Origin of the sequence: Streptomyces atratus (assembly GCF_040655115.1) — a bacterium.
Taxonomy (GTDB): Bacteria; Actinomycetota; Actinomycetes; order Streptomycetales; family Streptomycetaceae; genus Streptomyces; species Streptomyces atratus_D.
On sequence record NZ_JBFAJH010000012.1, the window covers coordinates 140,404 to 160,591 of the forward strand.

20 protein-coding genes and 1 pseudogene are annotated in these 20,188 nt (G+C 70.8%); 10 read left to right on the forward strand and 11 right to left on the reverse strand.

Going from position 1 to position 20,188, the window contains the following annotated elements:
* Position 1: 1 nt before the first annotated feature.
* Positions 2-1,024, reverse strand: a complete 1,023-nt coding sequence (locus AB0I23_RS16875) for a phosphotransferase family protein (protein WP_359109929.1) — start codon at positions 1,022-1,024, stop codon at positions 2-4.
* A 289-nt stretch (positions 1,025-1,313) separates the two neighbouring features.
* Between AB0I23_RS16875 and AB0I23_RS16880 the strand changes: the two genes are divergently transcribed.
* On the forward strand, positions 1,314-2,249 hold the full coding sequence (locus tag AB0I23_RS16880) for an NADP-dependent oxidoreductase (RefSeq protein ID WP_359109971.1): 936 nt from the start codon (positions 1,314-1,316) through the stop codon (positions 2,247-2,249).
* 14 nt (positions 2,250-2,263) lie between these two features.
* Here AB0I23_RS16880 and AB0I23_RS16885 read toward each other — a convergent pair whose 3' ends face one another.
* From AB0I23_RS16885 to AB0I23_RS16900, 4 genes are all read right to left on the reverse strand, one after another.
* Positions 2,264-2,575 (reverse strand): DUF202 domain-containing protein, encoded by a 312-nt coding sequence (locus AB0I23_RS16885; RefSeq protein WP_359109930.1) that lies wholly within the window; start codon positions 2,573-2,575, stop codon positions 2,264-2,266.
* Positions 2,572-2,967, reverse strand: coding sequence for a YidH family protein (locus tag AB0I23_RS16890; protein ID WP_359109931.1), 396 nt, complete (start codon positions 2,965-2,967; stop codon positions 2,572-2,574). The genes AB0I23_RS16885 and AB0I23_RS16890 overlap by 4 nt, the downstream gene beginning before the upstream one ends.
* A gap of 9 nt (positions 2,968-2,976) precedes the next feature.
* Entirely contained in the window at positions 2,977-3,522 is a 546-nt protein-coding gene (locus AB0I23_RS16895) for an NUDIX hydrolase (RefSeq protein ID WP_359109932.1), read from the reverse strand.
* 321 nt (positions 3,523-3,843) lie between these two features.
* Positions 3,844-4,737, reverse strand: a complete 894-nt coding sequence (locus AB0I23_RS16900) for a DMT family transporter (RefSeq protein WP_359109973.1) — start codon at positions 4,735-4,737, stop codon at positions 3,844-3,846.
* 182 nt (positions 4,738-4,919) lie between these two features.
* On the opposite strand from AB0I23_RS16900, the gene AB0I23_RS16905 reads away from it, so the two are divergent.
* Positions 4,920-6,578, forward strand: coding sequence for an FAD-binding dehydrogenase (locus tag AB0I23_RS16905; protein ID WP_359109933.1), 1,659 nt, complete (start codon positions 4,920-4,922; stop codon positions 6,576-6,578).
* Positions 6,579-6,589: 11 nt separating this feature from the next.
* Here AB0I23_RS16905 and AB0I23_RS16910 read toward each other — a convergent pair whose 3' ends face one another.
* Positions 6,590-7,030, reverse strand: coding sequence for an ASCH domain-containing protein (locus AB0I23_RS16910; protein ID WP_359109934.1), 441 nt, complete (start codon positions 7,028-7,030; stop codon positions 6,590-6,592).
* A 223-nt stretch (positions 7,031-7,253) separates the two neighbouring features.
* On the opposite strand from AB0I23_RS16910, the gene AB0I23_RS16915 reads away from it, so the two are divergent.
* From AB0I23_RS16915 to AB0I23_RS16930, 4 genes are all read left to right on the forward strand, one after another.
* Positions 7,254-8,213, forward strand: coding sequence for a hypothetical protein (locus AB0I23_RS16915; RefSeq protein ID WP_359109935.1), 960 nt, complete (start codon positions 7,254-7,256; stop codon positions 8,211-8,213).
* A 72-nt stretch (positions 8,214-8,285) separates the two neighbouring features.
* Positions 8,286-9,857, forward strand: a complete 1,572-nt coding sequence (locus tag AB0I23_RS16920; RefSeq protein WP_359109936.1) for an APC family permease — start codon at positions 8,286-8,288, stop codon at positions 9,855-9,857.
* A 287-nt stretch (positions 9,858-10,144) separates the two neighbouring features.
* A complete protein-coding gene (locus tag AB0I23_RS16925) occupies positions 10,145-10,810 on the forward strand; it encodes a molybdopterin-dependent oxidoreductase (RefSeq protein ID WP_359109974.1) in 666 nt (221 codons plus the stop codon).
* Positions 10,794-11,432: a cytochrome b/b6 domain-containing protein gene (locus tag AB0I23_RS16930; protein ID WP_359109937.1), complete on the forward strand. Its 639-nt coding sequence runs from the start codon at positions 10,794-10,796 to the stop codon at positions 11,430-11,432. Before AB0I23_RS16925 ends, AB0I23_RS16930 begins: the two co-directional genes overlap by 17 nt.
* On the opposite strand, the gene AB0I23_RS16935 is transcribed toward AB0I23_RS16930, so the two are convergent.
* Together AB0I23_RS16935 and AB0I23_RS16940 are read right to left on the reverse strand one after the other, a co-directional pair.
* Positions 11,429-12,826, reverse strand: a complete 1,398-nt coding sequence (locus AB0I23_RS16935; RefSeq protein ID WP_359109938.1) for a GntT/GntP/DsdX family permease — start codon at positions 12,824-12,826, stop codon at positions 11,429-11,431. The genes AB0I23_RS16930 and AB0I23_RS16935 overlap by 4 nt on opposite strands.
* 11 nt (positions 12,827-12,837) lie before the next feature.
* Positions 12,838-13,347, reverse strand: coding sequence for a gluconokinase (locus tag AB0I23_RS16940; protein WP_359109939.1), 510 nt, complete (start codon positions 13,345-13,347; stop codon positions 12,838-12,840).
* Between the two features lie 144 nt (positions 13,348-13,491).
* Between AB0I23_RS16940 and AB0I23_RS16945 the strand changes: the two genes are divergently transcribed.
* On the forward strand, positions 13,492-14,193 hold the full coding sequence (locus AB0I23_RS16945) for a FadR/GntR family transcriptional regulator (protein WP_359109940.1): 702 nt from the start codon (positions 13,492-13,494) through the stop codon (positions 14,191-14,193).
* 79 nt (positions 14,194-14,272) lie between these two features.
* Here the strand turns inward: AB0I23_RS16945 and AB0I23_RS16950 are convergent, their stop codons facing one another.
* Complete coding sequence (locus AB0I23_RS16950) at positions 14,273-14,992, reverse strand: TetR/AcrR family transcriptional regulator (protein ID WP_359109942.1); 720 nt, start codon at positions 14,990-14,992, stop codon at positions 14,273-14,275.
* A 99-nt stretch (positions 14,993-15,091) separates the two neighbouring features.
* Between AB0I23_RS16950 and AB0I23_RS16955 the strand changes: the two genes are divergently transcribed.
* The 3 genes from AB0I23_RS16955 to AB0I23_RS16965 all read left to right on the forward strand — a co-directional run bounded on the left by AB0I23_RS16955 (position 15,092) and on the right by AB0I23_RS16965 (position 18,642).
* Positions 15,092-16,594: an APC family permease gene (locus AB0I23_RS16955; RefSeq protein ID WP_359109943.1), complete on the forward strand. Its 1,503-nt coding sequence runs from the start codon at positions 15,092-15,094 to the stop codon at positions 16,592-16,594.
* A gap of 333 nt (positions 16,595-16,927) precedes the next feature.
* Positions 16,928-18,013 (forward strand): S-(hydroxymethyl)mycothiol dehydrogenase, encoded by a 1,086-nt coding sequence (locus AB0I23_RS16960; RefSeq protein ID WP_359109944.1) that lies wholly within the window; start codon positions 16,928-16,930, stop codon positions 18,011-18,013.
* Entirely contained in the window at positions 18,013-18,642 is a 630-nt protein-coding gene (locus AB0I23_RS16965) for an MBL fold metallo-hydrolase (protein ID WP_359109945.1), read from the forward strand. Before AB0I23_RS16960 ends, AB0I23_RS16965 begins: the two co-directional genes overlap by 1 nt.
* A 10-nt stretch (positions 18,643-18,652) precedes the next feature.
* On the opposite strand, the gene AB0I23_RS16970 is transcribed toward AB0I23_RS16965, so the two are convergent.
* Together AB0I23_RS16970 and AB0I23_RS16975 are read right to left on the reverse strand one after the other, a co-directional pair.
* Complete coding sequence (locus AB0I23_RS16970; protein ID WP_359109947.1) at positions 18,653-19,588, reverse strand: pseudouridine synthase; 936 nt, start codon at positions 19,586-19,588, stop codon at positions 18,653-18,655.
* 128 nt (positions 19,589-19,716) lie between these two features.
* Positions 19,717-20,000, reverse strand: a pseudogene (locus AB0I23_RS16975) (IS5/IS1182 family transposase); the annotation flags it as partial.
* Positions 20,001-20,188: the final 188 nt, after the last annotated feature.

Genomic DNA, 20,188 nt, shown 5'->3' on the forward strand with positions numbered 1-20,188 from the left:
ATCAGCCTTCCTGGAGGGTCGTGAGGCCGTGCTCGATGAAGACGGGGACGAGATCGCCGATGCGGTCGAAGCCGTCGCCGACGGTCCGACCGAGGGTGTAGCGGTAGTGGATGCCCTCCAGGATCACGGCGAGCTTGAACCACGCGAACGCCGTGTACCAGGAGATGACGGAGGTGTCGCGGCCGGAGCGGGCCGCGTAGCGCTCGATCAGTTCGGCGGGGGTGGGGTGGCCGGCCGCCCCGCTGGTGGTGGAGACCGGGGACGTGGCCAGACCCAGGTCGGAGCTGTACATGACCAGCAGGCCGAGGTCGGTCAGCGGGTCGCCGAGCGTCGACATCTCCCAGTCCAGCACGGCCTTGATCCGGTCGTCGGAGCCGATCAGCACGTTGTCCAGGCGGTAGTCGCCGTGGATGACGGTGGACGCGGGGGAGGCGGGCAGCTCGCGCCCGAGTGCGGCGTGCAGCTCGTCGATGCCGGGCAGTTCGCGGTTGCGGGAGGCGTCCAGCTGCTTGCCCCAGCGGCGCAGCTGCCGGTCGAGGAACCCCTCGGGGCGCCCGAAGTCGCCGAGTCCCACCGACTCCGGGGCCACGGTGTGCAGTTCCACCAGGGTGTCGACCAGACCGAGGACGACTTCGCGGGTGCGCTCGGCACCGAGCGGGGCGAGCTGCTCGGCGGTGCGGTACGGGGTCCCCTCGACGTACTCCATGACGTAGAAGGGCGATCCGATGACGGAGTCGTCCTCGCAGAGCAGCAGCGGCTCGGGCACCGGCACGGCCGTCGGGTGCAGTGCGCTGATGACCCGGTGCTCACGCTTCATGTCGTGCGCGGTGGCGAGGACATGGCCGAGCGGAGGCCGGCGGACGACCCAGTGGCCCGTGCCGTCCGTGACGACGTACGTCAGGTTGGACCGGCCGCCCTCGACGAGCCGGGCTTCGAGCGGTCCGTTCACCAGACCCGGCTGCTCGCGGTCGAGATGTCCGCGGAGCCGGTCCAGGTCGAGACCTGGCGGATGGACTGAGCTCATCGTGCGCACCTCCTGGGTGAAAAGATGTCGGTGCTCATGATGCCGACCAGTCGGTATGTCGTCCAGTGAACTCCCGGAATCCGGTGTGTGGACTCCGTGCCGAGGGGGTCAGGGTCCTGGCACCAGGTTCCCCGAGCTCTCGGCTTCGCTCGAGCAGGGGAGCCCCCCCATTCGCCCGGCTCGATCCTCCGCCTTGCGATGCACGCACCCCGGCCCCGCTCCTTCACCCACCCCCAATTGCCGGTCGGTCTGAGTTGCGGGCAGCCTGAGCAGCCCGGATGGTCGGATGATGAAGGCGATCAGCTACAGCAGGTACGGCGGGGCCGACGTCCTGGAGTACGGGGAGCGGCCCGACCCCAAGGTCGGCCCGGACAGCGTTCTGGTGAAGGTGCGGGCCGCTGCCGTCAACCCGGTCGACTGGAAGGCCAGGGAGGGCTACCTCCAGGCCGGACTGGAGGCCGTCTTTCCGGTGATCCCCGGCTGGGACGTCTCCGGAGTCGTCGTGCAGCCCGGAATCGCCGTCGACGAGTTCGCCGTCGGCGACGAGGTCATCGGCTATGTGCGGGAGGACTTCCTGTCCCGCGGCACCTTCGCCGAGTACGTCGCCGCCCCCGTGCGCACCCTCGCCCGCAAGCCGCTGAGCCTGGGCTTCGAGGCCGCGGCGGGGCTGCCGCTGGCCGGCCTCACGGCGTACCAGGTGCTGCACCGAACACTGCGGATCCAGGACGGCGACACCGTGCTGGTCCACGCGGCCGCCGGCGGCGTGGGCTCACTGGCCGTCCAGCTCGCCCGGCACGCGGGCGCCCGCGTCATCGGTACCGCCAGCGAACGCAACCATGAGCACATCCGGCAGCTCGGCGGCGAACCGGTGGAGTACGGCGAAGGGCTCGCCGGCCGGATCCGGGCCCTGTCCCCGGACGGGGTCGACGCCGCCTTCGACACCGTGGGCGGCGAGGCCCTCCGCGTCTCCGCGGACGTGCTGAAGCCCGAGGGCCGGCTGGCGTCCATCGCGGACACCGAGGTCTTCTCGTACGGCGGGCGCTACGCCTTCGTACGGCCCGACGCGGCGGATCTCACCCAGCTCGCGGGACTGGCCGAGCAGGGCATCGTCTCGGTCCATGTCGACCGGGTCTTCCCGTTGGAGCAGGCCGCCGACGCCCAGCGGCTCAACGAGGAGGGGCGCACCCGCGGAAAGATCGTCGTCACTGTCCCCTGGGACGCCTGACCGGCGCGCAACCCTCAGAAGATCACCGCCGCGGCGAACACCGCGAGCGCGATCGTGCACGCCGCCGCTGTCAGGGCGCCGCGCGGTGCCAGTGGCTGAGGCCGCGCGGTTTCCATCCCGAGCACCCGCCGGTGCGCCACCCGCAGAAACGCAAGCCAGGCCAGCATGCTCAGCGACACGGCGACGATGCCGGCCGGGGTCGTACCGCCGTGCAGCGCCGCCTTGCCCGCCAGCAGTGCCACCACCGTGCAGGACAGGGTGGTGCGCCGCCACGCCAGCCGGGTCCGCTCGGGCTGCAGTCCGGGGTCCCGCTCCCCGTCGGTCACCTGCCCTCCCAGCCGAAGAGGACCACCACCACCATCGCGACGGCGACGACGGCGACAGCGACACCGAGCAGCGTCGGGAACCGGGAGACCGGCAGGTCCTCGCCGCGCCGCATCGCCCGCTCGCACCGCACCCAGTGGTTGACCGCCCGCAGGGAACAGAGCACGCCGGCGGCGAGCAGTGCGAGCGCCAGCCCCGCCCTGACCCCCCAGGCCAGTTCCGGCAGGAACTGGTCGACGGCGAAACCGCCGCCGATGAGCGCAAGGGCCGTCCGGATCCAGGCGAGGAAGGTGCGCTCGTTGGCGAGCGAGAAGCGGTAGTCGGGGGTGTCGCCCTCTTCACGGATCCGCTGCGGCGCGAACCACAGCTTCACGCTCTGTACGAACTCGTTCACACCCGAACCTTATCGATCGCTCGGTCGCCGGCTGCCCGTCGGAGCGCGGCCTGCCCGGTACTCCCGCAACCGGTGGTACGTCTCCAGGCCGTCCGGCACCCACTCCCAGTCGCCGAGCCGTTCCGCCAGTTCGCCCTCGGTGAGGAATGTGTGCCAGGCGACCTCCTCCACCTGCGGGTTCACCGGGAGCTCGCACCGCACCTGGTAGACGTACGACCACCAGGTGTGCTTTTCGCCCGTGTAGAGGAACTTGAAGAGCGGTTCTGGACGGGGGAGTCCGGAGACCCCGAGCTCCTCCTCGGCCTCCCGCAGCGCCGCCTCGTCGTACGACTCGCCCGCGCCGACCACCCCGCCGACGAACATGTCGTAGTGCGAGGGGAAGACGAGCTTGGTCGCGGTCCTGCGGTGTACGAAGAGGCGGCCCTCGGCGTCCCGGGCCTCGATGAAGACGCAGCGATGGCGCAGGCCCCGCGCGGTCGCCTCACCGCGCGGGGCCTGCCCCACGACCTCGTCGTTCTCGTCGACGATGTCCAGAATCTCGTCAGCAGCAGTCATGCCGCCCATCCAACCTCAGAGCCTGTCGGGTGACCTATGATCGGGCGGCCACGCCCTGGCACGCACGCTTCCGGCGTTGCCGAAATGGCCTGGTAGCTCCTTCCCCAAGCTCTCAGCTTCGTTCGAGCAGGGGAGACCCCACCCGAGGCCATCCCGGCGCCTTGGAATCGCACGCACCATGCCGCGTCCGCTCTCCGATCGAAGGTCACCCGACAGGCTCTCAGGCCGGGGTCCGGGACCCGGCCGGGGATCACCGGACGGAGTTCACCCGCACCTTCGCCGTGCTCAGCTCCACCGCGGAGCAGTCCGCCCAGCTGCCCGTCAGCGCGGCTGGAGACTGCGCTTGCGGTGATGGTGGCCACGCCCCTCCGGCATCGCCGGATGCAGCCCCAGCAGCATGATCCCGACGACGATCGCCGTCAGACCCGTCGCCTGCCAGGCCAGCGCGGCCGGGTCGGTGCGCAGCTGGTCGCCGAGGAATCCGACCCCGCAGGCGATCCCGGCCAGCGGCTGGGCGGCGGTCAGCGCGGGCAGCGACATCCGCAGCGGCGCCGTCTCGAAGGCGCTCTGCACCAGGATCAGACCCGTCACGCCCAGCACCACCACCGCATACGGCTGCCAGCCCGTCACCAGTGCCGTCCACCCCCCGTCCGACAGTCGCCCTCCGCTCACCCGGGTCAGCGCGTCCTGGAGGCCGTACAGCAGCCCGGCCGCCACCGCGAGCAGAGCGGGGGCCGCTCCGTGCCGCGAGCGCTTCGCGAACGTGGTCAGCACCAGTGCGATGCCCACGACCACGCCGATCACCAGCCAGTGCCGCAGCTCGTTCGTGACCACCTCGCCACCCTGCGGCCGGCCTCCCAGCAGGAAAGCGGTGACCCCACCGGCCAGCAGCCAGAGCCCCGCCCAGCCCTGCCGGCCCAGCCGCTGCCCGGTGCGATGGCGCGACAGAGCCATCGCGAAGAGCAGATTGGTCGCCAGCAGCGGCTCGACGACCGACACCTCGCCCTTGCCCAGGGCCAGCGCCCCCAGCACCATGCCGCAGACCATCAGCCCGATCCCGGCCAGCCAGCTCGGCACCTGCATCAGGTCGAGCAGCAGTCGGGGGGAGAGGAAGTCGCTCCTCGGGGCGTGCTCGGCAGCGGCCTGCTGCAGGACAAAGCCGAATCCCAGACAGCAGGCGGCGCTCACGGCGAGTACGAGCACCAGCACCGACACGCTCATCTTCCTCAAGTCCGGCCAGGAGAGGGTGATTTGTTTCGACGATAGCGCCTAGGCGGCAGGGGTGCGGCCGGAGCGCCGCCGACCGGGCGGTTGACGCCGCACCGGCCGGTGCCCAAGATCTGGACGCACGAGTAACTTCCGGCTCGCTCCGGCCCGCCCCGACAAGGATGGAACCCATGGCGTACGACGCTGATGTGATCGTGATCGGGGCGGGGCTCGCGGGTCTCGTGGCCACTGCCGAGCTCGTCGACGCGGGCCGCACGGTGATCCTGCTCGACCAGGAGCCCGAGCAGTCGATCGGCGGTCAGGCGCACTGGTCCTTCGGGGGTCTCTTTCTCGTCGGCTCGCCCGAGCAGCGCCGCATGCGGATCAAGGACAGCCAGGAGCTGGCCCTTCAGGACTGGCTCGGCACGGCGGGGTTCGACCGCAAGGAGGACCACTGGCCGCGGAAGTGGGCCGAGGCGTACGTCGATTTCGCGGCCGGGGAGAAGCGGTCCTGGCTGCATGCCCAGGGGCTGCGGATCTTCCCCGTCGTCGGCTGGGCCGAACGCGGCGGTTACGACGCGACCGGCCACGGAAACTCCGTACCGCGATTCCACATCACGTGGGGCACCGGCCCCGGCGTCGTCGCCCCCTTCGAACGCCGGGTCCGCGAGGGCGTCGCCAGAGGGCTCGTGCGGCTGAGGTTCCGCCACCGGGTCACCGGTCTCGGCCGCACCGCGGGCGCTGTCGACACCGTGACCGGCGACGTCCTCGAACCGAGCGGCGCCGAGCGCGGCACCGCGAGCAGCCGCGAGGTGTCGGGCACCTTCGAGCTGAAGGCGCAGGCGGTGATCGTCACCTCCGGCGGCATCGGCGGCAACCATGACCTCGTCCGGGCCCAGTGGCCCGAGCGGCTCGGCACCCCGCCCGCGAAGATGCTCTCCGGGGTGCCCGCCCATGTCGACGGGCTGATGCTCGGGATCACCGAGGAGGCGGGTGCCCACCACATCAACCGTGACCGGATGTGGCACTACACCGAGGGCATCGAGAACTGGAACCCGATCTGGGCCAAGCACGGCATCCGGATCCTGCCGGGACCCTCCTCACTCTGGCTGGACGCCCGCGGCAAGCGGCTGCCGGTCCCGCTCTTCCCGGGCTTCGACACGCTCGGCACCCTCGAACACATCATGAGGTCCGGCCACGACTACACCTGGTTCGTTCTCGACCAGAAGATCATCGGGAAGGAGTTCGCGCTCTCCGGCTCCGAGCAGAACCCCGACCTGACCGGGAAGTCGGTCCGTGACGTGATCGGCCGGGCGCGCGCCGACGTGCCGGGCCCGGTCAAGGCGTTCATGGACAACGGCGTGGACTTCGTCGTCGAGAAGGACCTCGACGCCCTGGTCCGCGGCATGAACGCGCTCACCGGTGAGCAGTTGATCGACGCGGACGCGCTGCGCCGCGAGATCACCGCCCGGGACCGCGAGATCGCCAACCCGTTCACCAAGGATCTCCAGATCACGGCGATCCGCGGGGCCCGCGCCTATCTGGGCGACAGGCTGATCCGTACGGCGGCACCGCACCGCATCCTCGACCCGAAGGCCGGCCCGCTGATTGCCGTGCGGCTGAACATCCTCACCCGCAAGTCGCTCGGCGGACTGGAGACGGACCTCTCGTCGCGGGTGCTGACGGAGGACGGCACGCCGCTCGCCGGTGTGTACGCGGCGGGGGAGGCGGCCGGATTCGGCGGCGGCGGGGTGCACGGCTACCGCTCGCTCGAAGGGACGTTCCTCGGCGGCTGCATCTTCTCCGGCCGGGTGGCGGGGCGCGCCGCGGCAGAGGCGGTCGGCGCGTAGCCGCAGAGGCGTTATCCCCCGACGACGGGATCGAGCAGCTCGATGACCCGGAACCGTTCGGCGACGATCAGTGTGTCGTCGTCGACCGTGAACTCCGGGTCGCCGAGTGCCTCCCGCATCTCCTCCCCGTGCCAGAACCGCTCGTGGCCCGCGCGCCACTGCGCGACCGACGTGTCGCCCTCGCCCTCGTCGAGCACATGTTGGAGACCGACGTCACCGAGCCGCATGACTCGTACCTCCGTCACCTCGACGACCGCGATCTCCCGGCCGTCCGAGTCGATCAGCGCCGACCGTTCGCCCACCGCGGGCGGCTCCTCCTGCTCCGCCGCGTACTCCGCGAGCAGTCCCGTCGTCGATACCTTCACGCCGGCGAGCACCGCCCCCACCAGCTGATCGCGCAGCGGCCCGGGGAAGGCGAGGAGGAACGGTTTGAGAGCTTCACGGTTCGACATGACACAAGTCTCACATGTCCCGGCACCTCCCGAAGGAGAGGGGACGAACACCTGAGTTCCGGCCAACCCAGCTGAAAATGAGCGCAGTTGATCGATTCAGCTCTTGACGTGGAGCCCCGCCTACCGCTTTGCTGTGGCGCGTTCGAAATGTCTGTACCTGCCTCGTACGTGTTTGCGCCAGACCCGTACTGTGCTCGTACCCGTGTCGTAAAGGAAGCCAGCGGTGTCGCCGCCCCCGCCTCCCCTGGGCCGCTCCCGAAGACGGGGCGGGCGCTCCGGGCACCCCTTCGACCCGGCACTCGACGACACCGAACTCATCGACGTACGAGGGCAGTTCGCTCAGGGCAGATGGGCCAGGGCCCGCTCCCTGCTGGTCGCCACCGGCCATGACTGGGACCGCCGCGGCCACCGCGTCGTCTCCCTCGCCGAGACCCCGTCCGCCGTCGGATGGGCCCGGGACTGGCTACTCGCCGAACCCGAGAGCGCCGATGCCGCGACCCTGCTGGCCTGCGCCACCGTGGTCCGCGCCCTGCACGGCAAGGACACCCCGGAAGCGGCCCGCGACGCCTGTCTGCGCGCCGCCGGGCTGGCCCCCGACGACCCCACGCCCTGGCTGGGGCAGCTGATGCTGGCCCGTGGCCACGGCGCCCAGGAGGAGGCGGGGAAACACTTCGACGAAGTGCGCCTCCGCCACCCCGACCACCACCACGCGCACCATCTGATGACGGCTCTGCTCGCCGAGAATCATCCCGACAGTGGCCAGGACCCGCTGCACGAGGTCTATGACTTCGCCGCCTGGGCCGCCGAACAGGCACCCGCCGACTCGCCGCTCGCCGTCCTCCCGGTCGTCGCGCACGCCGAGCGATACCGCGTCCTGGTCGCCGCCGGCAGCGAGTCCGACGACCCGGTGGGCTCCGGGCACTGGTCGGGACGGCGGGCCCGGCAGGTGATGAAGGCCGCCTTCGACTGGTGGCTGGAGTGGGAACGCGAGGACCATCCGCGCAACCGTGCCGACCTCAACTTCCTGGCCCACGCCAAGGTGTGCGAGGGCCGGTCCGCGGAGGCCGCCGCCCTCTTCCAGCGCATCGGCGGCCATGCCACGGCCGCGCCCTGGTCCTACTCCGGCCGGGACCCGTACCAGGCCTTCCTCATGGCACGCGGCGCCACACTCGGAACCCCGTGACCCCCCGCCGCCGCGCCACCCCCCGTTGTGCACCTCCCAGCAATTCTCCTCAACGAAGGGACCACCCCCGCCATGTCGACGGGCAGTTCAAGAACGAGCGAGACCGGCACCACCGGCGTGACGAGCGATACGGGCGGCATCAGCACCTACAAGGGTGAGGAGCGGGCCCTGCGTGCGGACCGGCTCGGCACCCCGGGACTGCTGCTCTCGGTCCTCGCCGCCAGCGCCCCCCTGATGGTCGTCGCCGGGGTGATGCCCACCGTCTTCGGCGTGATGGGCATCGTCGGCCAGCCGCTGCTGTACGTCATCCTCGGCATCGTCCTGATGCTGTTCAGCGTCGGTTACGCGGAGATGAGCCGACACGTCCACAACGCCGGTGCCTTCTACGCGTACATCGCCCGAGGACTCGGCCCGACCGCGGGCGCCGGCGCGTCACTCGTCGCGCTGGTCGCGTACAGCGCCATGCAGGTCGGCATCTACGGCATCCTCGGCTTCGAGGTCTCCGGCCTGTTCTCCACCTACCTGGAGATCGAACTCGCCTGGTGGATACCGGCAGTGGTCGCCGTCGCGATCGTCGGTGTGCTCGGCTGGCTGAAGATCGACCTCAACGCCAAGGTCCTCGGCGTGCTGCTGGTCGTCGAGTGTGCCCTCGTCGTGATCTTCGACATCGCCGCCGTCTCGAAGCCGGGGCCGGAGGGGCTGTCGCTGCACGCCTTCAACCCCGACACCCTCGCCGGTGCCGGACTCGGCACCGCGCTCTGCTTCTGCATCGCCGCGTTCGTCGGGTTCGAGCAGGCGCCGGTGTACGCCGAGGAGACCAGCCGCCCGCAGATCGTCGTCTCCCGGGTGATGTTCCTGGCCGTCGGCTACGCCGCCCTGTTCCTCGCGATCAGCTCCTGGGCGCTGACGGTCGCCGCGGGCCCCGGCTTCATCGCCGACACCTCACTGAAGGAGGGCCCGGGGATGCTGTTCGGTCTCACCGAGGACCGACTCGGCACCACCTTCACCGACGTGCTGCACGTCCTCTTCGTCACTGGCATGTTCGCGGCGCTGCTCAGCTTCCACAACGTCGTGGCCCGGTACGCGTTCGCGATGGGCCGCGAGAACCTGCTGCCCGCCGCGTTCGGCCGGACCAACAAGTCCAGCGGCGCCCCGGCAACGGGCTCGCTGCTCCAGTCCGTCGTCTCCCTGGTCATCGTGCTGGCCTTCGCGTTCACGGACGACAAGGCGGTGGGCGACCCGACCGCCCCGGTGCTGCACCTGTTCACCTGGATGGGCAACGTCGGCGCGCTCGGCGTCATCGTGCTGATGGCCGCCGCGTCCTTCGCCGTGATCGCCTTCTTCGTCAAGCGCGGCGCCGGCCGGGCGCAGCTGTGGCGGCTGATCGCCTCCGGTCTGGCCGGTGCGGCGCTGGTGGCCATCGCCGTCTTCACGGTCCGGGACTTCGACGTACTCGTCGGATCCGGTCCCGGCTCGGTGCTCAACTGGCTGCTGCCCGGAGTCGTCGTCGCCTCGCTCGTCATCGGCCTGGTGTACGGGGCGGTGCTGCGCTCGACGAAGCCGGCGGTGCACGCCAGGATCGGCCTGGGCAATGAGGCGTTCCAGTTGGAGAAGGCGTCGGAGGGCGGTGCGGCCCACCGCTGAGCCCCGTCGCCCTGGACCGACCGGCAATTGGGGGGCGGCGTCACGGGGCTGGGGCACGCACCTCGCGGCGTTGTCGTCAATCACCATGGCTCAATCCTCCGCCTTGCGATGCACGCACCCCAGCCCCGCTCCTTCACCCACCCCCCAATTGCCGGTCGGCCTTACCGAAGTGTGACGGACACCCGCGGCCCCTGGTGGCACGCGGCCGCGGGTGCTCGAATGGGCGGGTGAACAGTCGCCCTCCCGATGCCGAAGGCACACCCGTGGGCCGCCGTCTGGTCCTGGCCATGCTGGGGCTCGGCGCCGCCGGAGTCGTGGCGGCGCCCGCCCTGCAGCGCGTCCTGGAGTCCGGGCTCGGCGCGGTCGCCGACAAGGACCCCACCGGCCTGACCGGACTGCTGCCCAACGGGGGCGGATTCCGCTACTACTCCGTCGCCTCGTCCGTACCGAGGAAGAGCGCCACGGACTACCGGCTGAGGATCGACGGCCTGGTCGACCGGCCCGCCACCTACACCCTCGACCGGCTCCGTGTGCTGCCGCAGACCCGGCTGGTCCGCGACGTCCAGTGCGTCACCGGCTGGCGGGTCCCCGAGACCCCGTTCGAGGGCGTACGGCTCTCCACGCTGCTGGACGCGGCCGGGGTGCGGCCCGGGGCGAAGGCGGTCCGCTTCACCTGCTTCGACGGCACGTACAGCGAGAGCCTCACCCTCGACCAGGCCCGGCGCCCCGACGTGCTGGTCGCCCTGCGCATGCAGGACAAGCCGGTGGCCCACTCCCACGGCGGTCCGGTCCGCCTCTACGTGGCCCCGATGTACTTCTACAAGTCGGCGAAATGGCTCTCCGGGATCACCGTCACCGACTCCGTGAAACCCGGTTACTGGGAGGAGCTGGGCTATGACGTCGACGCCTGGGTCGGGCGGTCCAACGGCCGCGGCGATGCCCCCACCGGCTGACCCCACCGGTCGGGTGCGGCGCTTCAGCAGGGTGGAGCGCCGGGTGCACCGCACCACGGCCTGGCTGATGCTGCTGTGCGTGGCGACCGCCGCCTGCCTGTACGTGCCCCAGCTGGCCGAACTCGTCGGCCGCCGTCATCTCGTGGTCACCGTGCACCAGTGGTCCGGGCTGCTGATCCCCGTACCGCTGCTGGCCGGTCTCGTCTCCCGGGCGCTGCGCGCCGACCTGTGCCGGCTGGGCCGGTTCGGTCCGCACGACCGTCAGTGGCTGCGGGCGGTGCGCCGCCGTGACCGGAGGCCCGGGTCCCGGCCCGCCGGCAAGTTCAACGCGGGACAGAAGCTGTACGCCGCCTGGATCGCGGGCGCCGTGCTCGTCATGACCGGCACCGGACTGCTGATGTGGTTCACCGGCCTGGCCCCGCTGGTGTGGCGGACCGGCGCCACGTTCGTCCACGACTGGCTGGCGCTGGCCATCGGGATCGTGCTGGCCGGGCACATGGCAATGGCGCTCGCCGACCCGGAGGCACGCCGTGGCATGCGCACCGGGTCGGTCGAGCGCCATTGGGCCCGGACCGAACACTCGCTGTGGGGGGAGTCCCCCGAGAAGCCGGACCTGCCCTAGAGGATCAGCGACAGCAGCAGGATGAAGCCGAGCGAGACCACGGAGATGATGGTCTCCATCACCGACCAGGTCTTCACCGTCTGGCCGACACTCATCCCGAAGTACTCCTTCACCAGCCAGAAACCGGCGTCGTTGACGTGGCTGAAGAAGAGCGAGCCCGCACCGACGGCGAGGACCAGCAGCGCCGCGTGCGACGTCGACATGTCGGCGGCGAGCGGGGCGACCAGACCGGCCGCCGAGATCGTGGCCACGGTCGCCGAGCCGGTCGCGAGCCGGATCGCGACGGCGATCAGCCAGCCCAGCAGCAGCGCCGGGATCGACCAGTCCTTGGAGAAGTCCAGGATCATGTGGCCCACACCGGCATCGATGAGGGTCTGCTTGAAGCCACCGCCCGCACCGACGATCAGCAGCACGCCCGCGATCGGGGCGAGGGACTTCTCGACGGTGGTGGAGAGCCGGCCCTTGCTGAAACCGGCTGCCCGGCCCAGCGTGAACATCCCGACTATGACGGCCGCGAGGAGCGCGATCAGCGGCGAGCCGATCACATCGGTGACCCGCTGGACGTGGTTCTCCGGGTTGTCCACGACGATGTCGACGAGGGCCTTGGCCAGCATCAGCACGACGGGCAGCAGGATGGTCGCCAGCGTGGCGCCGAAGCTGGGGCGACGCTCCAGGTCCTCCGACGGACGCTGCGGGATCATCTTCTCGGGCGCCTTGATGTCCACCCAGCGGGCGGCGTAGCGGGAGAAGACGGGCCCCGCGATGATCACGGTCGGGATGGCGACCAGGACACCGAGCGCCAGCGTGACACCGAGGTTGGCGCCGAGGGCGTCGATCGCCACCAGCGGGCCGGGGTGCGGGGGGATCAGCCCGTGCATCACGGAGAGACCGGCCAGCGCCGGGATACCGATCCGCATCAGGGAGTAGTTGCCGCGCTTGGCGACGAGCAGCACGACCGGGATCAGCAGCACGATGCCGACCTCGAAGAAGAGCGGCAGCCCGATGATCGAGGCGATGAGGACCATCGCCCACGGCATGGCGCGCCCGCTCGCCTTGGCGAGAATCGTGTCGACGATCTGGTCCGCGCCGCCGGAGTCGGCGAGCAGCTTGCCCAGGATGGCGCCGAGCGCGATCAGGACACCGACGCCCGCGACGGTCGAGCCGAGACCGGTGGTGAAGCTGGCGATCGTCTTGGCGGGCGCGGCACCGGCGAAGGAGCCGAGGGCCAGCGAGCCGATGGTCAGCGCGAGGAACGCGTGCAACTTGAACTTGGTGATCAGCAGAACGATGACGGCGATGCCGGCCAGGACGGCAATGCCCAACTGCGCGTTGCCTGCCGAAGTGATCGGTTCGACGGCGTCCGCTGCCAACATCTCGACGCTGAGACTGGTCACGGTGGGGATCCTTAGTCTTCGAGCCGGCGCAGCGCGGCGACGGCTCGCTGGGTGATTTCTTCGGGGGTGCCGGACACATCGACGGAGACGCCGACCTCGTCCTCCTGCAGCGGCTGCAGGGTGGCGAACTGCGAGTCGAGCAGCGCGGTCGGCATGAAGTGGCCCTTGCGGTCCGCCATGCGCTCCTCGATGAGGGCCCGGTCGCCGGTCAGGTGGAGGAAGACGGCACCGGGGGCCTCGGCGCGCAGCCGGTCGCGGTAGACCCGCTTGAGCGCCGAGCTGCTGACAACGCCGCCGAGTCCGGCCCGGTTGTGCGCCCACTGCCCGATCGCATCGAGCCAGGGCCACCGGTCGGTGTCGTCCAGCGGGGTGCCGGCCGACATCTTGGCGATGTTCGCCGCGGGATGGAAGTCGTCGCCCTCGGCGTACGGAACGCCGAGTTCGGTGGCGAGCAGGGGACCGATCGTGGTCTTGCCGGTCCCTGCTACGCCCATCACCACGACGACGTGGGGGGTGCTCATTGGTGGTGCCTCGCTGTCTCCGTCGATGTCTTCCTCGACACCGGTCCGTCGCGCTACTGAAACCCATACGTACGACTTATTCAAGATGCTGTGACATAAAAGTCGTACTTTTTGTTCCCGGTATGTGACCCGTAGGCTTTGCCCATGACCACACAGGGCCCTGGGCTGCATACACACGTGCTGGACACCCTGGGTCTGGAGATCGCCGCGGGGGACTGCCCGCCGGGCCGGGTGCTGCGCACCGACGAGCTGGCCCAGCGCTTCGACGTCTCGCGCACGGTCGTCCGCGAAGTGGTCCGTGTCCTCGAATCCATGCACCTGGTCGAGTCCCGGCGCCGGGTCGGCGTGACCGTACAGCCGACCGAGGCGTGGAACGTCTACGATCCGCAGGTCATCCGGTGGCGACTGGCCGGCACCGACCGGTCGCGCCAGCTGCGCTCCCTGACCGTCCTGCGCTCGGCGATCGAACCGGTCGCGGCCGGACTCGCCGCCCGGCACGCCACGCCGGAACAGTGCGCCGCCCTCACCGAATGCGCCCTCGGCATGGTCGCGACCTCACGCGGCCAGCAGCTGGAGGGATACCTGGAGCACGACATCGCGTTCCACCGGATCGTGCTCAACGCCTCCGGCAACGAGATGTTCGCGCGGCTCGGGGACGTCGTCGCCGAGGTACTGGCGGGACGCACCCACCACCAGGTGATGTTCGAGGACCCGGACCCTGCGGCGGTCACGCTCCACGTGCGGCTGGCGGAAGCGGTGCGGGAGGGCGACGTGGCGGAGGCGGAGCGGCTGACGAAGGAGATCGCGGTGGGCGCCCTGCACGAACTGGACGTGCTCGCACCCTGAGTCCGCAGGGCACGCGCCGCGCGGGGCCCCGGGACGCGGGTCGGGGTCCGGATCCGGAGGGCAGGGCCGCGCGCGTCGGTCAGCGCCCGGACTTCACATGCTGGAGCCGGCCGGCGGCTGCAGCGAGCACCATCTCCAGCGCCGCCGGATACCCGCTGCGGCTCATCTCCGCCACCAGGACCGGTGCGATCGCCGCGATGTTCGGATGCTCGGCGGCCGGCAGTCGTGCGTACGTCTCCTGCCACGCCTGGACCTCCAGCGCGCGGGCCCGCTCCGACAGCACCAGCGTCGACGCGTCCACCGCGGCGAACGACAGTGTCTGGTCCACGAACACGTGGTAGATCCGCGCCGCCTCCCCGTCCGGGAATCCCGCCCCGCGCAGAATCCCGAGGATGGTCTCCACGGCCTGGATCTCGTGCGTACGACCGGTGACTCGCGTACACGTCAGCATCGCCGCCTGCGGATGCGCCAGATAGTTGGCGTGCATGCGGAGCCCCAGGTCACGCAGGTCGGCCCGCCAGTCCCCGGTGGCCCGCCAGTCGCGCAGCGTGTGGCCGATCAGCTCGTCGGCCACCGCCAGCAGCAGCTCGTCCGTGTCCCGGAAGTACCGGTAGACCGCGCTCGGGTCGCAGCCCAGCGCCGCGCCCAGCCGGCGCACGGTGAGCGCCGCCGCCCCGTGCTCGCCGATCAGCCGCAGCACCGTCTCGATGATCAGCTCCTCCGACAGCACCGTGCCCTGTTTGGTGGGGCGCCTGCGGCGCCGCCCGTCCTCCGGCACCACCCGGTCGCTCGTGCCCATGGGGGAAGCTTATGACAACAGCATTGACGTGCGGAACCCCCGAGGGATTCGATATGCCGCCATCGGGGCCGAAAAGCGCCCCTCGGCGAAGGAGCCTGCGTGACGGCCTCACCCACCCCCTACGGCAGCGACCCACCAGCGGCCACGACCCTCAGGAAGAGCCTCGGCGTCGTCGACGGAATCGCCATCGCCGCCTCCTCCACCGCAGCGACCACCAGCATCGGCATCGGCCTCGGCGTCACCGCGGGCGCCGTCGGCCTGCACCTGCCGGTCATCATGCTGCTGGGCTTCCTGCCCGTCCTCGGCATCGCGAGCGCCTACTCCCGGCTCAACCGGGTCGAGCCCAACATGGGCAGCGGCTATGTCTGGGTCGGCCGCTCCCTCAGTCCCTGGCTCGGCTTCCTCGTCGGCTGGATCGGTATCGTCTCCACGGTCGTCTTTCTCTCGTACACCACGACCGTCACCGGCTCCGCACTGCTCCAACTCGCCGACGAGGGCGGGCTGCACAGCCTCGCCGGGCTCCGCCTCGACCCGGACTCCACCGCCCAGTCGACCGTTCTCGGCATCGTCGTCCTCGTCGCCGTCACCTTCACCGCGATCATCGGCACCCGGACCGCCGCCAACCTGCAGAAGTACCTCCTCGTCTTCGAGTACGCCGTGCTGCTCGGGTTCTGCGGATACGGACTGGCCGTCGGCCCGCACCCGTTCAGCCTGGACTGGATCAACCCGTTCACCATCCCCTCCGGACAGCAGCTCGCCCAGGGCCTTCTCCTCTCGGTCTTCTGCTACTGGGGGTTCGAGTCGTCGTTCAGCGTCAACGAGGAGGTCCGCGACCCGCAGGACGCCTCCAGAGCCGGACTCATCACTCTGGTCACCATGCTCGGCCTCTTCCTCCTCGGCTCCTTCGCCTTCCAGCGCGTCCTCTCGCTGGACGAGTTGACCGGACACGGAGCCCAGGGACTCACCTACTTCGGCGACCGGCTCGCCGACCAGCCGCTCGCCGCACTCCCGTTGACCGCCCTCACCTTCTCCGCCGTCGCCTCGCTCCAGTCCGGCGTGATCCCGACCGTGCGCGGCATGTTCGCGATGAGCCGGGACCGCACCCTCGGACCGCTCTGGACCAAGGTCAGCCCGCGGTACGGCACACCGGCGGCCGGAACCGTCGTGATCGGCTGCGCCGCCGCCGCCATCGCCGTCCTGTCCCTGGTCATTCCGAAGGTCGGCGACCTCATCCTGGCCTCCGTCAACGCGATCGGTGTCGTCGTCTCGCTGTACTACGCGCTCACCGCACTGGCCGCTGCCGCCCGCTTCCGCGGGGCGCTGCGCGAGAGCCGGTCCGAGGCCCTGCGGGCCGTGGTGCTCCCGGTGCTCAGCGCCACCGCGCTGCTCGGCCTCGGCGGCTACCTCTGCTGGTCCTTCTACACCTCCGCCGACCACTTCGAGATCAGCCCGGACAACGGCTGGTTCATGCTGTTCTGCCCGGCGGTCATGCTTTTGACCGGTGTGGGTGCGGCTGCCTGGGCCAAGTGGGTAAGGAAGTCCCCGTACTTCACCACCGGCCGCTCCCTCGCCGCCGGTCCGGCGGTCGCCGAAGCGGCCTGACCCCCCGTACTCCTGCCACCCTCGCGTCCCGCACGGCAGGCCCTCGCCGACCTGGTGGTCCTGGACCGCGACCCGTACGCGGGCCCGCCCGAGGAGACAGGCGCCACCCACGTCCTCCAGACGTACGTCGGCGGACTCCGGGTCCACGACATGGAGGCCTGACCCGCCGGCAGGCGGCCCCCGCGGAACCTCCGGTGGGGGCCGCCTCCCGCGCGCCACCGTGCCGCCGATGCCGGGACACCCACGCACCGCGTACGGTTGTTCGTGTTCGATCTTCGGATGTCGGTCGAACGTCAGAGAAGCCGGGACCGTCACGAAAAGGGAGACCACGGTATGGCGCAGCAGGTGCAAGGGGTCATCGCACCGGGAAAGAACGAGCCGGTACGGGTCGAGACGATCGTGATCCCGGATCCCGGTCCCGGTGAGGCCGTGGTGAAGATCCAGACGTGCGGCGTCTGCCACACCGACCTGCACTACAAGCAGGGCGGCATCAACGACGACTTCCCGTTCCTGCTCGGCCACGAGGCCGCGGGCATCGTGGAGTCCGTCGGCGAGGGGGTCACGGACGTCGAGCCCGGCGACTTCGTCGTCCTCAACTGGCGTGCGGTCTGCGGGCAGTGCCGGGCGTGTCGGCGCGGCCGCCCCTGGTACTGCTTCAACACGCACAACGCCAAGCAGAAGATGACGCTGCTGGACGGTACCGAGCTGTCGCCCGCGCTCGGTATCGGCGCGTTCGCGGAGAAGACGCTGGTCGCCGCGGGCCAGTGCACCAAGGTCGACCCCGAGGTCTCCCCGGCCGCTGCCGGGCTGCTCGGCTGCGGCGTCATGGCGGGCATCGGGGCCGCGATCAACACCGGAGAGGTCGGCCGCGGCGACTCGGTCGCCGTCATCGGCTGCGGCGGTGTCGGCGACGCGGCCGTCATGGGCGCCCGGCTGGCCGGCGCCGCGAGGATCATCGCGGTGGACATCGACGACCGCAAGCTGGAGACGGCGAAGAAGATGGGTGCCACGCACACCGTCAACTCCCGCACCACCGACCCGGTCGAGGCGATCCGCGCCCTGACCGGCGGCAACGGCGCCGATGTCGTCATCGAGGCGGTCGGCCGCCCGGAGACGTACAAGCAGGCGTTCTACGCCCGGGACCTCGCCGGCACGGTCGTCCTGGTCGGCGTCCCCACCCCGGAGATGCGGCTCGAACTGCCGCTGATCGACGTGTTCGGCCGCGGCGGCTCCCTCAAGTCGTCCTGGTACGGGGACTGCCTGCCCTCGCGCGACTTCCCGATGCTCATCGACCTGCACCAGCAGGGCCGGATCGACCTCGGTGCGTTCGTCACGGAGACCATCGGCCTCGGCGACGTCGAGCAGGCATTCACCCGGATGCACGAAGGCGACGTGCTGCGCTCGGTGGTGGTCTTCTGATGACGGCCCGCATCGACCACCTCGTCACCTCCGGCACCTTCGCCCTCGACGGCGGCGAGTGGGACGTCGACAACAACGTCTGGATCATCGGCGACGACACCGAGGCGATCGTCATCGACGCCTCCCACGATCCGGTCGCCATCGAGGACGCGCTCGGCGGACGTACGCTGCGCGCCATCGTCTGCACACACGCCCACAACGACCACGTCGACGCGGCCCCGGCCCTCGCCGACGCCACGGGTGCACCCATCCTGCTGCACCCCGACGACCTGCCGCTGTGGAAGCAGACCCATCCGGACCGCACGCCCGACGCCGAACTGGCGGAGGGCCAGGAGCTGCAGATCGCCGGGACCACGCTCCAGGTCCTGCACACCCCCGGCCACGCCCCGGGAGCGGTCTGCCTGTACGCCCCCGAGCTGTCCACCGTCTTCACCGGGGACACACTCTTCCAGGGCGGGCCCGGCGCCACCGGGCGGTCGTTCTCGCACTTCCCGACGATCGTCGCGTCGATCAGGGACCGGCTGCTCGCGCTGCCGGCGGAGACCACCGTCCGTACCGGACACGGCGACTCCACCACGATCGGCGCCGAGGCGCCGCACCTCGACGAGTGGATCGCCCGCGGGCACTGACGTCAGGGGATCACCGGTCCGGCCACGCGGAGAGCCGCAGCCCGCTCTCGAAGCGGCGCGTCCCGCCCGTGACCGGATCGGTGAACTCCAGTACCCGGGCAAGGAGTTGCAGCGGACGCGTCCAGTCGTCCGCCGCCCCCTCCGGTTCGACCACCGGATAGACCGGATCATGGACGAGCGGCAGCCCCAGACTGTTCATATGAACCCGCAGCTGGTGGGTGCGCCCGGTGGCGGGCAGCAACCGGTAGCGGCCCAGCCCCGCCCGGTGCTCCAGCAGCTCGATCCGGCTCTCGCTGTTCGCCTCGCCCGGCTCCTCCCGGGCGGCGATCACCCCGCGCTCCTTGACGATCCGGCTGCGTACGGTGCGCGGGAAGGCCAGTTCCGGGTCGTACGGTGCCACCGCCTCGTACTCCTTGCGCACCCGCTTGTCGCGGAACAGCGTCTGGTACGCGCCCCGCTCCTCGGGCCGTACGACGAAGAGCACCAGGCCTGCCGTCAGTCGGTCCAGCCGGTGGGCGGGCTGCAACGACGGCAGAGCCAGCTCGCGGCGGAGCCGGGCCACGGCTGTCTCGGTGATGTGCCGGCCGCGCGGTGTCGTGGCGAGGAAGTGCGGCTTGTCGGCGACGACGAGATGCGCGTCGCGGTACACGACACCGACGGGGAACGGCACCGGCTCCTCGGGCGCGAAGTCCCGGTGGAACCAGAGATACCGGCCCGCCGTGTACGGCTCGTCGGGGGCCACGGGTCCCTGCACCGAGACGAACCTGCCCCCGGCGAGCAGGGCGTCCACCCGGTCCGCCCCGATCGCAGCGCCGAACCGCGCCACCAGATGGTCACGGACTGTCGCCCACTCCCCGCCCGGATCCTCGGGGAGCCGCACCCGCACCGGATCGATCCCGTCCCGCTGCGACAGGGGCGCCGACGGAGGCTTCGTACGGCCCCTCATCACGAGGTCCCGGCCGGTGCGTCTGCGCCTGGGGCACGGCAGCTGATGACGGTGCTGATGGTCATGGTGCCGGTCATCCTGTCACAGCGTCGGCGCAGCTCACCGACGGTGTCGGAGCGGTGACGGCCCCCGCGTCGCAGTTGGCGTGCGACCCGGTCGGCCGGCTGTGGGATGACGCCACGGATCCCGCGCGGACGCAGATGCCCGCGGATCGCGCGGCACGGGTACGCGCGATCCGCGAGGACAACCGCCGCCGGGTCCAGGGACTTCCGGGTCCGGTGCACGGGACCCGGATCTTGGCCATGCCGGCCTCGAAGGCCGCTGCGTCACCGGCCCGACCTGCGGTGACGTGAAGGGCCAGGGGCTGTGCCCGGTTGTCGCCGGCCAGGTGGACCTTGGCGCTCCACGGGCCCGCCCCCGGCGGCCTACGCCGACTGACGCGCCGTACCGCCACACGTCACGGCCACCTCTCACGCCCACCCGGTCACCACCGCCTGCCGTGCGTCGTCCCGCCCGCCCCGGGCCGCGGCCCATTACCTGCCAGGTAATCGATCTTCGGAGCGGACGCGGGCAGGGTTGCCGTCACAGGCCGGGGAGCGC

Coding starts and splice junctions, on each gene's coding strand:
- AB0I23_RS16875 (WP_359109929.1), bottom strand. CDS start 1,024: ATGAGCTCAGTCCATCCGCCAGGTCTCGACCTGGACCGGCTCCGCGGA.
- AB0I23_RS16880 (WP_359109971.1), top strand. CDS start 1,314: ATGAAGGCGATCAGCTACAGCAGGTACGGCGGGGCCGACGTCCTGGAG.
- AB0I23_RS16895 (WP_359109932.1), bottom strand. CDS start 3,522: ATGACTGCTGCTGACGAGATTCTGGACATCGTCGACGAGAACGACGAG.
- AB0I23_RS16905 (WP_359109933.1), top strand. CDS start 4,920: ATGGCGTACGACGCTGATGTGATCGTGATCGGGGCGGGGCTCGCGGGT.
- AB0I23_RS16910 (WP_359109934.1), bottom strand. CDS start 7,030: ATGTCGAACCGTGAAGCTCTCAAACCGTTCCTCCTCGCCTTCCCCGGG.
- AB0I23_RS16920 (WP_359109936.1), top strand. CDS start 8,286: ATGTCGACGGGCAGTTCAAGAACGAGCGAGACCGGCACCACCGGCGTG.
- AB0I23_RS16925 (WP_359109974.1), top strand. CDS start 10,145: ATGCTGGGGCTCGGCGCCGCCGGAGTCGTGGCGGCGCCCGCCCTGCAG.
- AB0I23_RS16930 (WP_359109937.1), top strand. CDS start 10,794: ATGCCCCCACCGGCTGACCCCACCGGTCGGGTGCGGCGCTTCAGCAGG.
- AB0I23_RS16940 (WP_359109939.1), bottom strand. CDS start 13,347: ATGAGCACCCCCCACGTCGTCGTGGTGATGGGCGTAGCAGGGACCGGC.
- AB0I23_RS16945 (WP_359109940.1), top strand. CDS start 13,492: ATGACCACACAGGGCCCTGGGCTGCATACACACGTGCTGGACACCCTG.
- AB0I23_RS16950 (WP_359109942.1), bottom strand. CDS start 14,992: ATGGGCACGAGCGACCGGGTGGTGCCGGAGGACGGGCGGCGCCGCAGG.
- AB0I23_RS16960 (WP_359109944.1), top strand. CDS start 16,928: ATGGCGCAGCAGGTGCAAGGGGTCATCGCACCGGGAAAGAACGAGCCG.
- AB0I23_RS16965 (WP_359109945.1), top strand. CDS start 18,013: ATGACGGCCCGCATCGACCACCTCGTCACCTCCGGCACCTTCGCCCTC.
- AB0I23_RS16970 (WP_359109947.1), bottom strand. CDS start 19,588: ATGAGGGGCCGTACGAAGCCTCCGTCGGCGCCCCTGTCGCAGCGGGAC.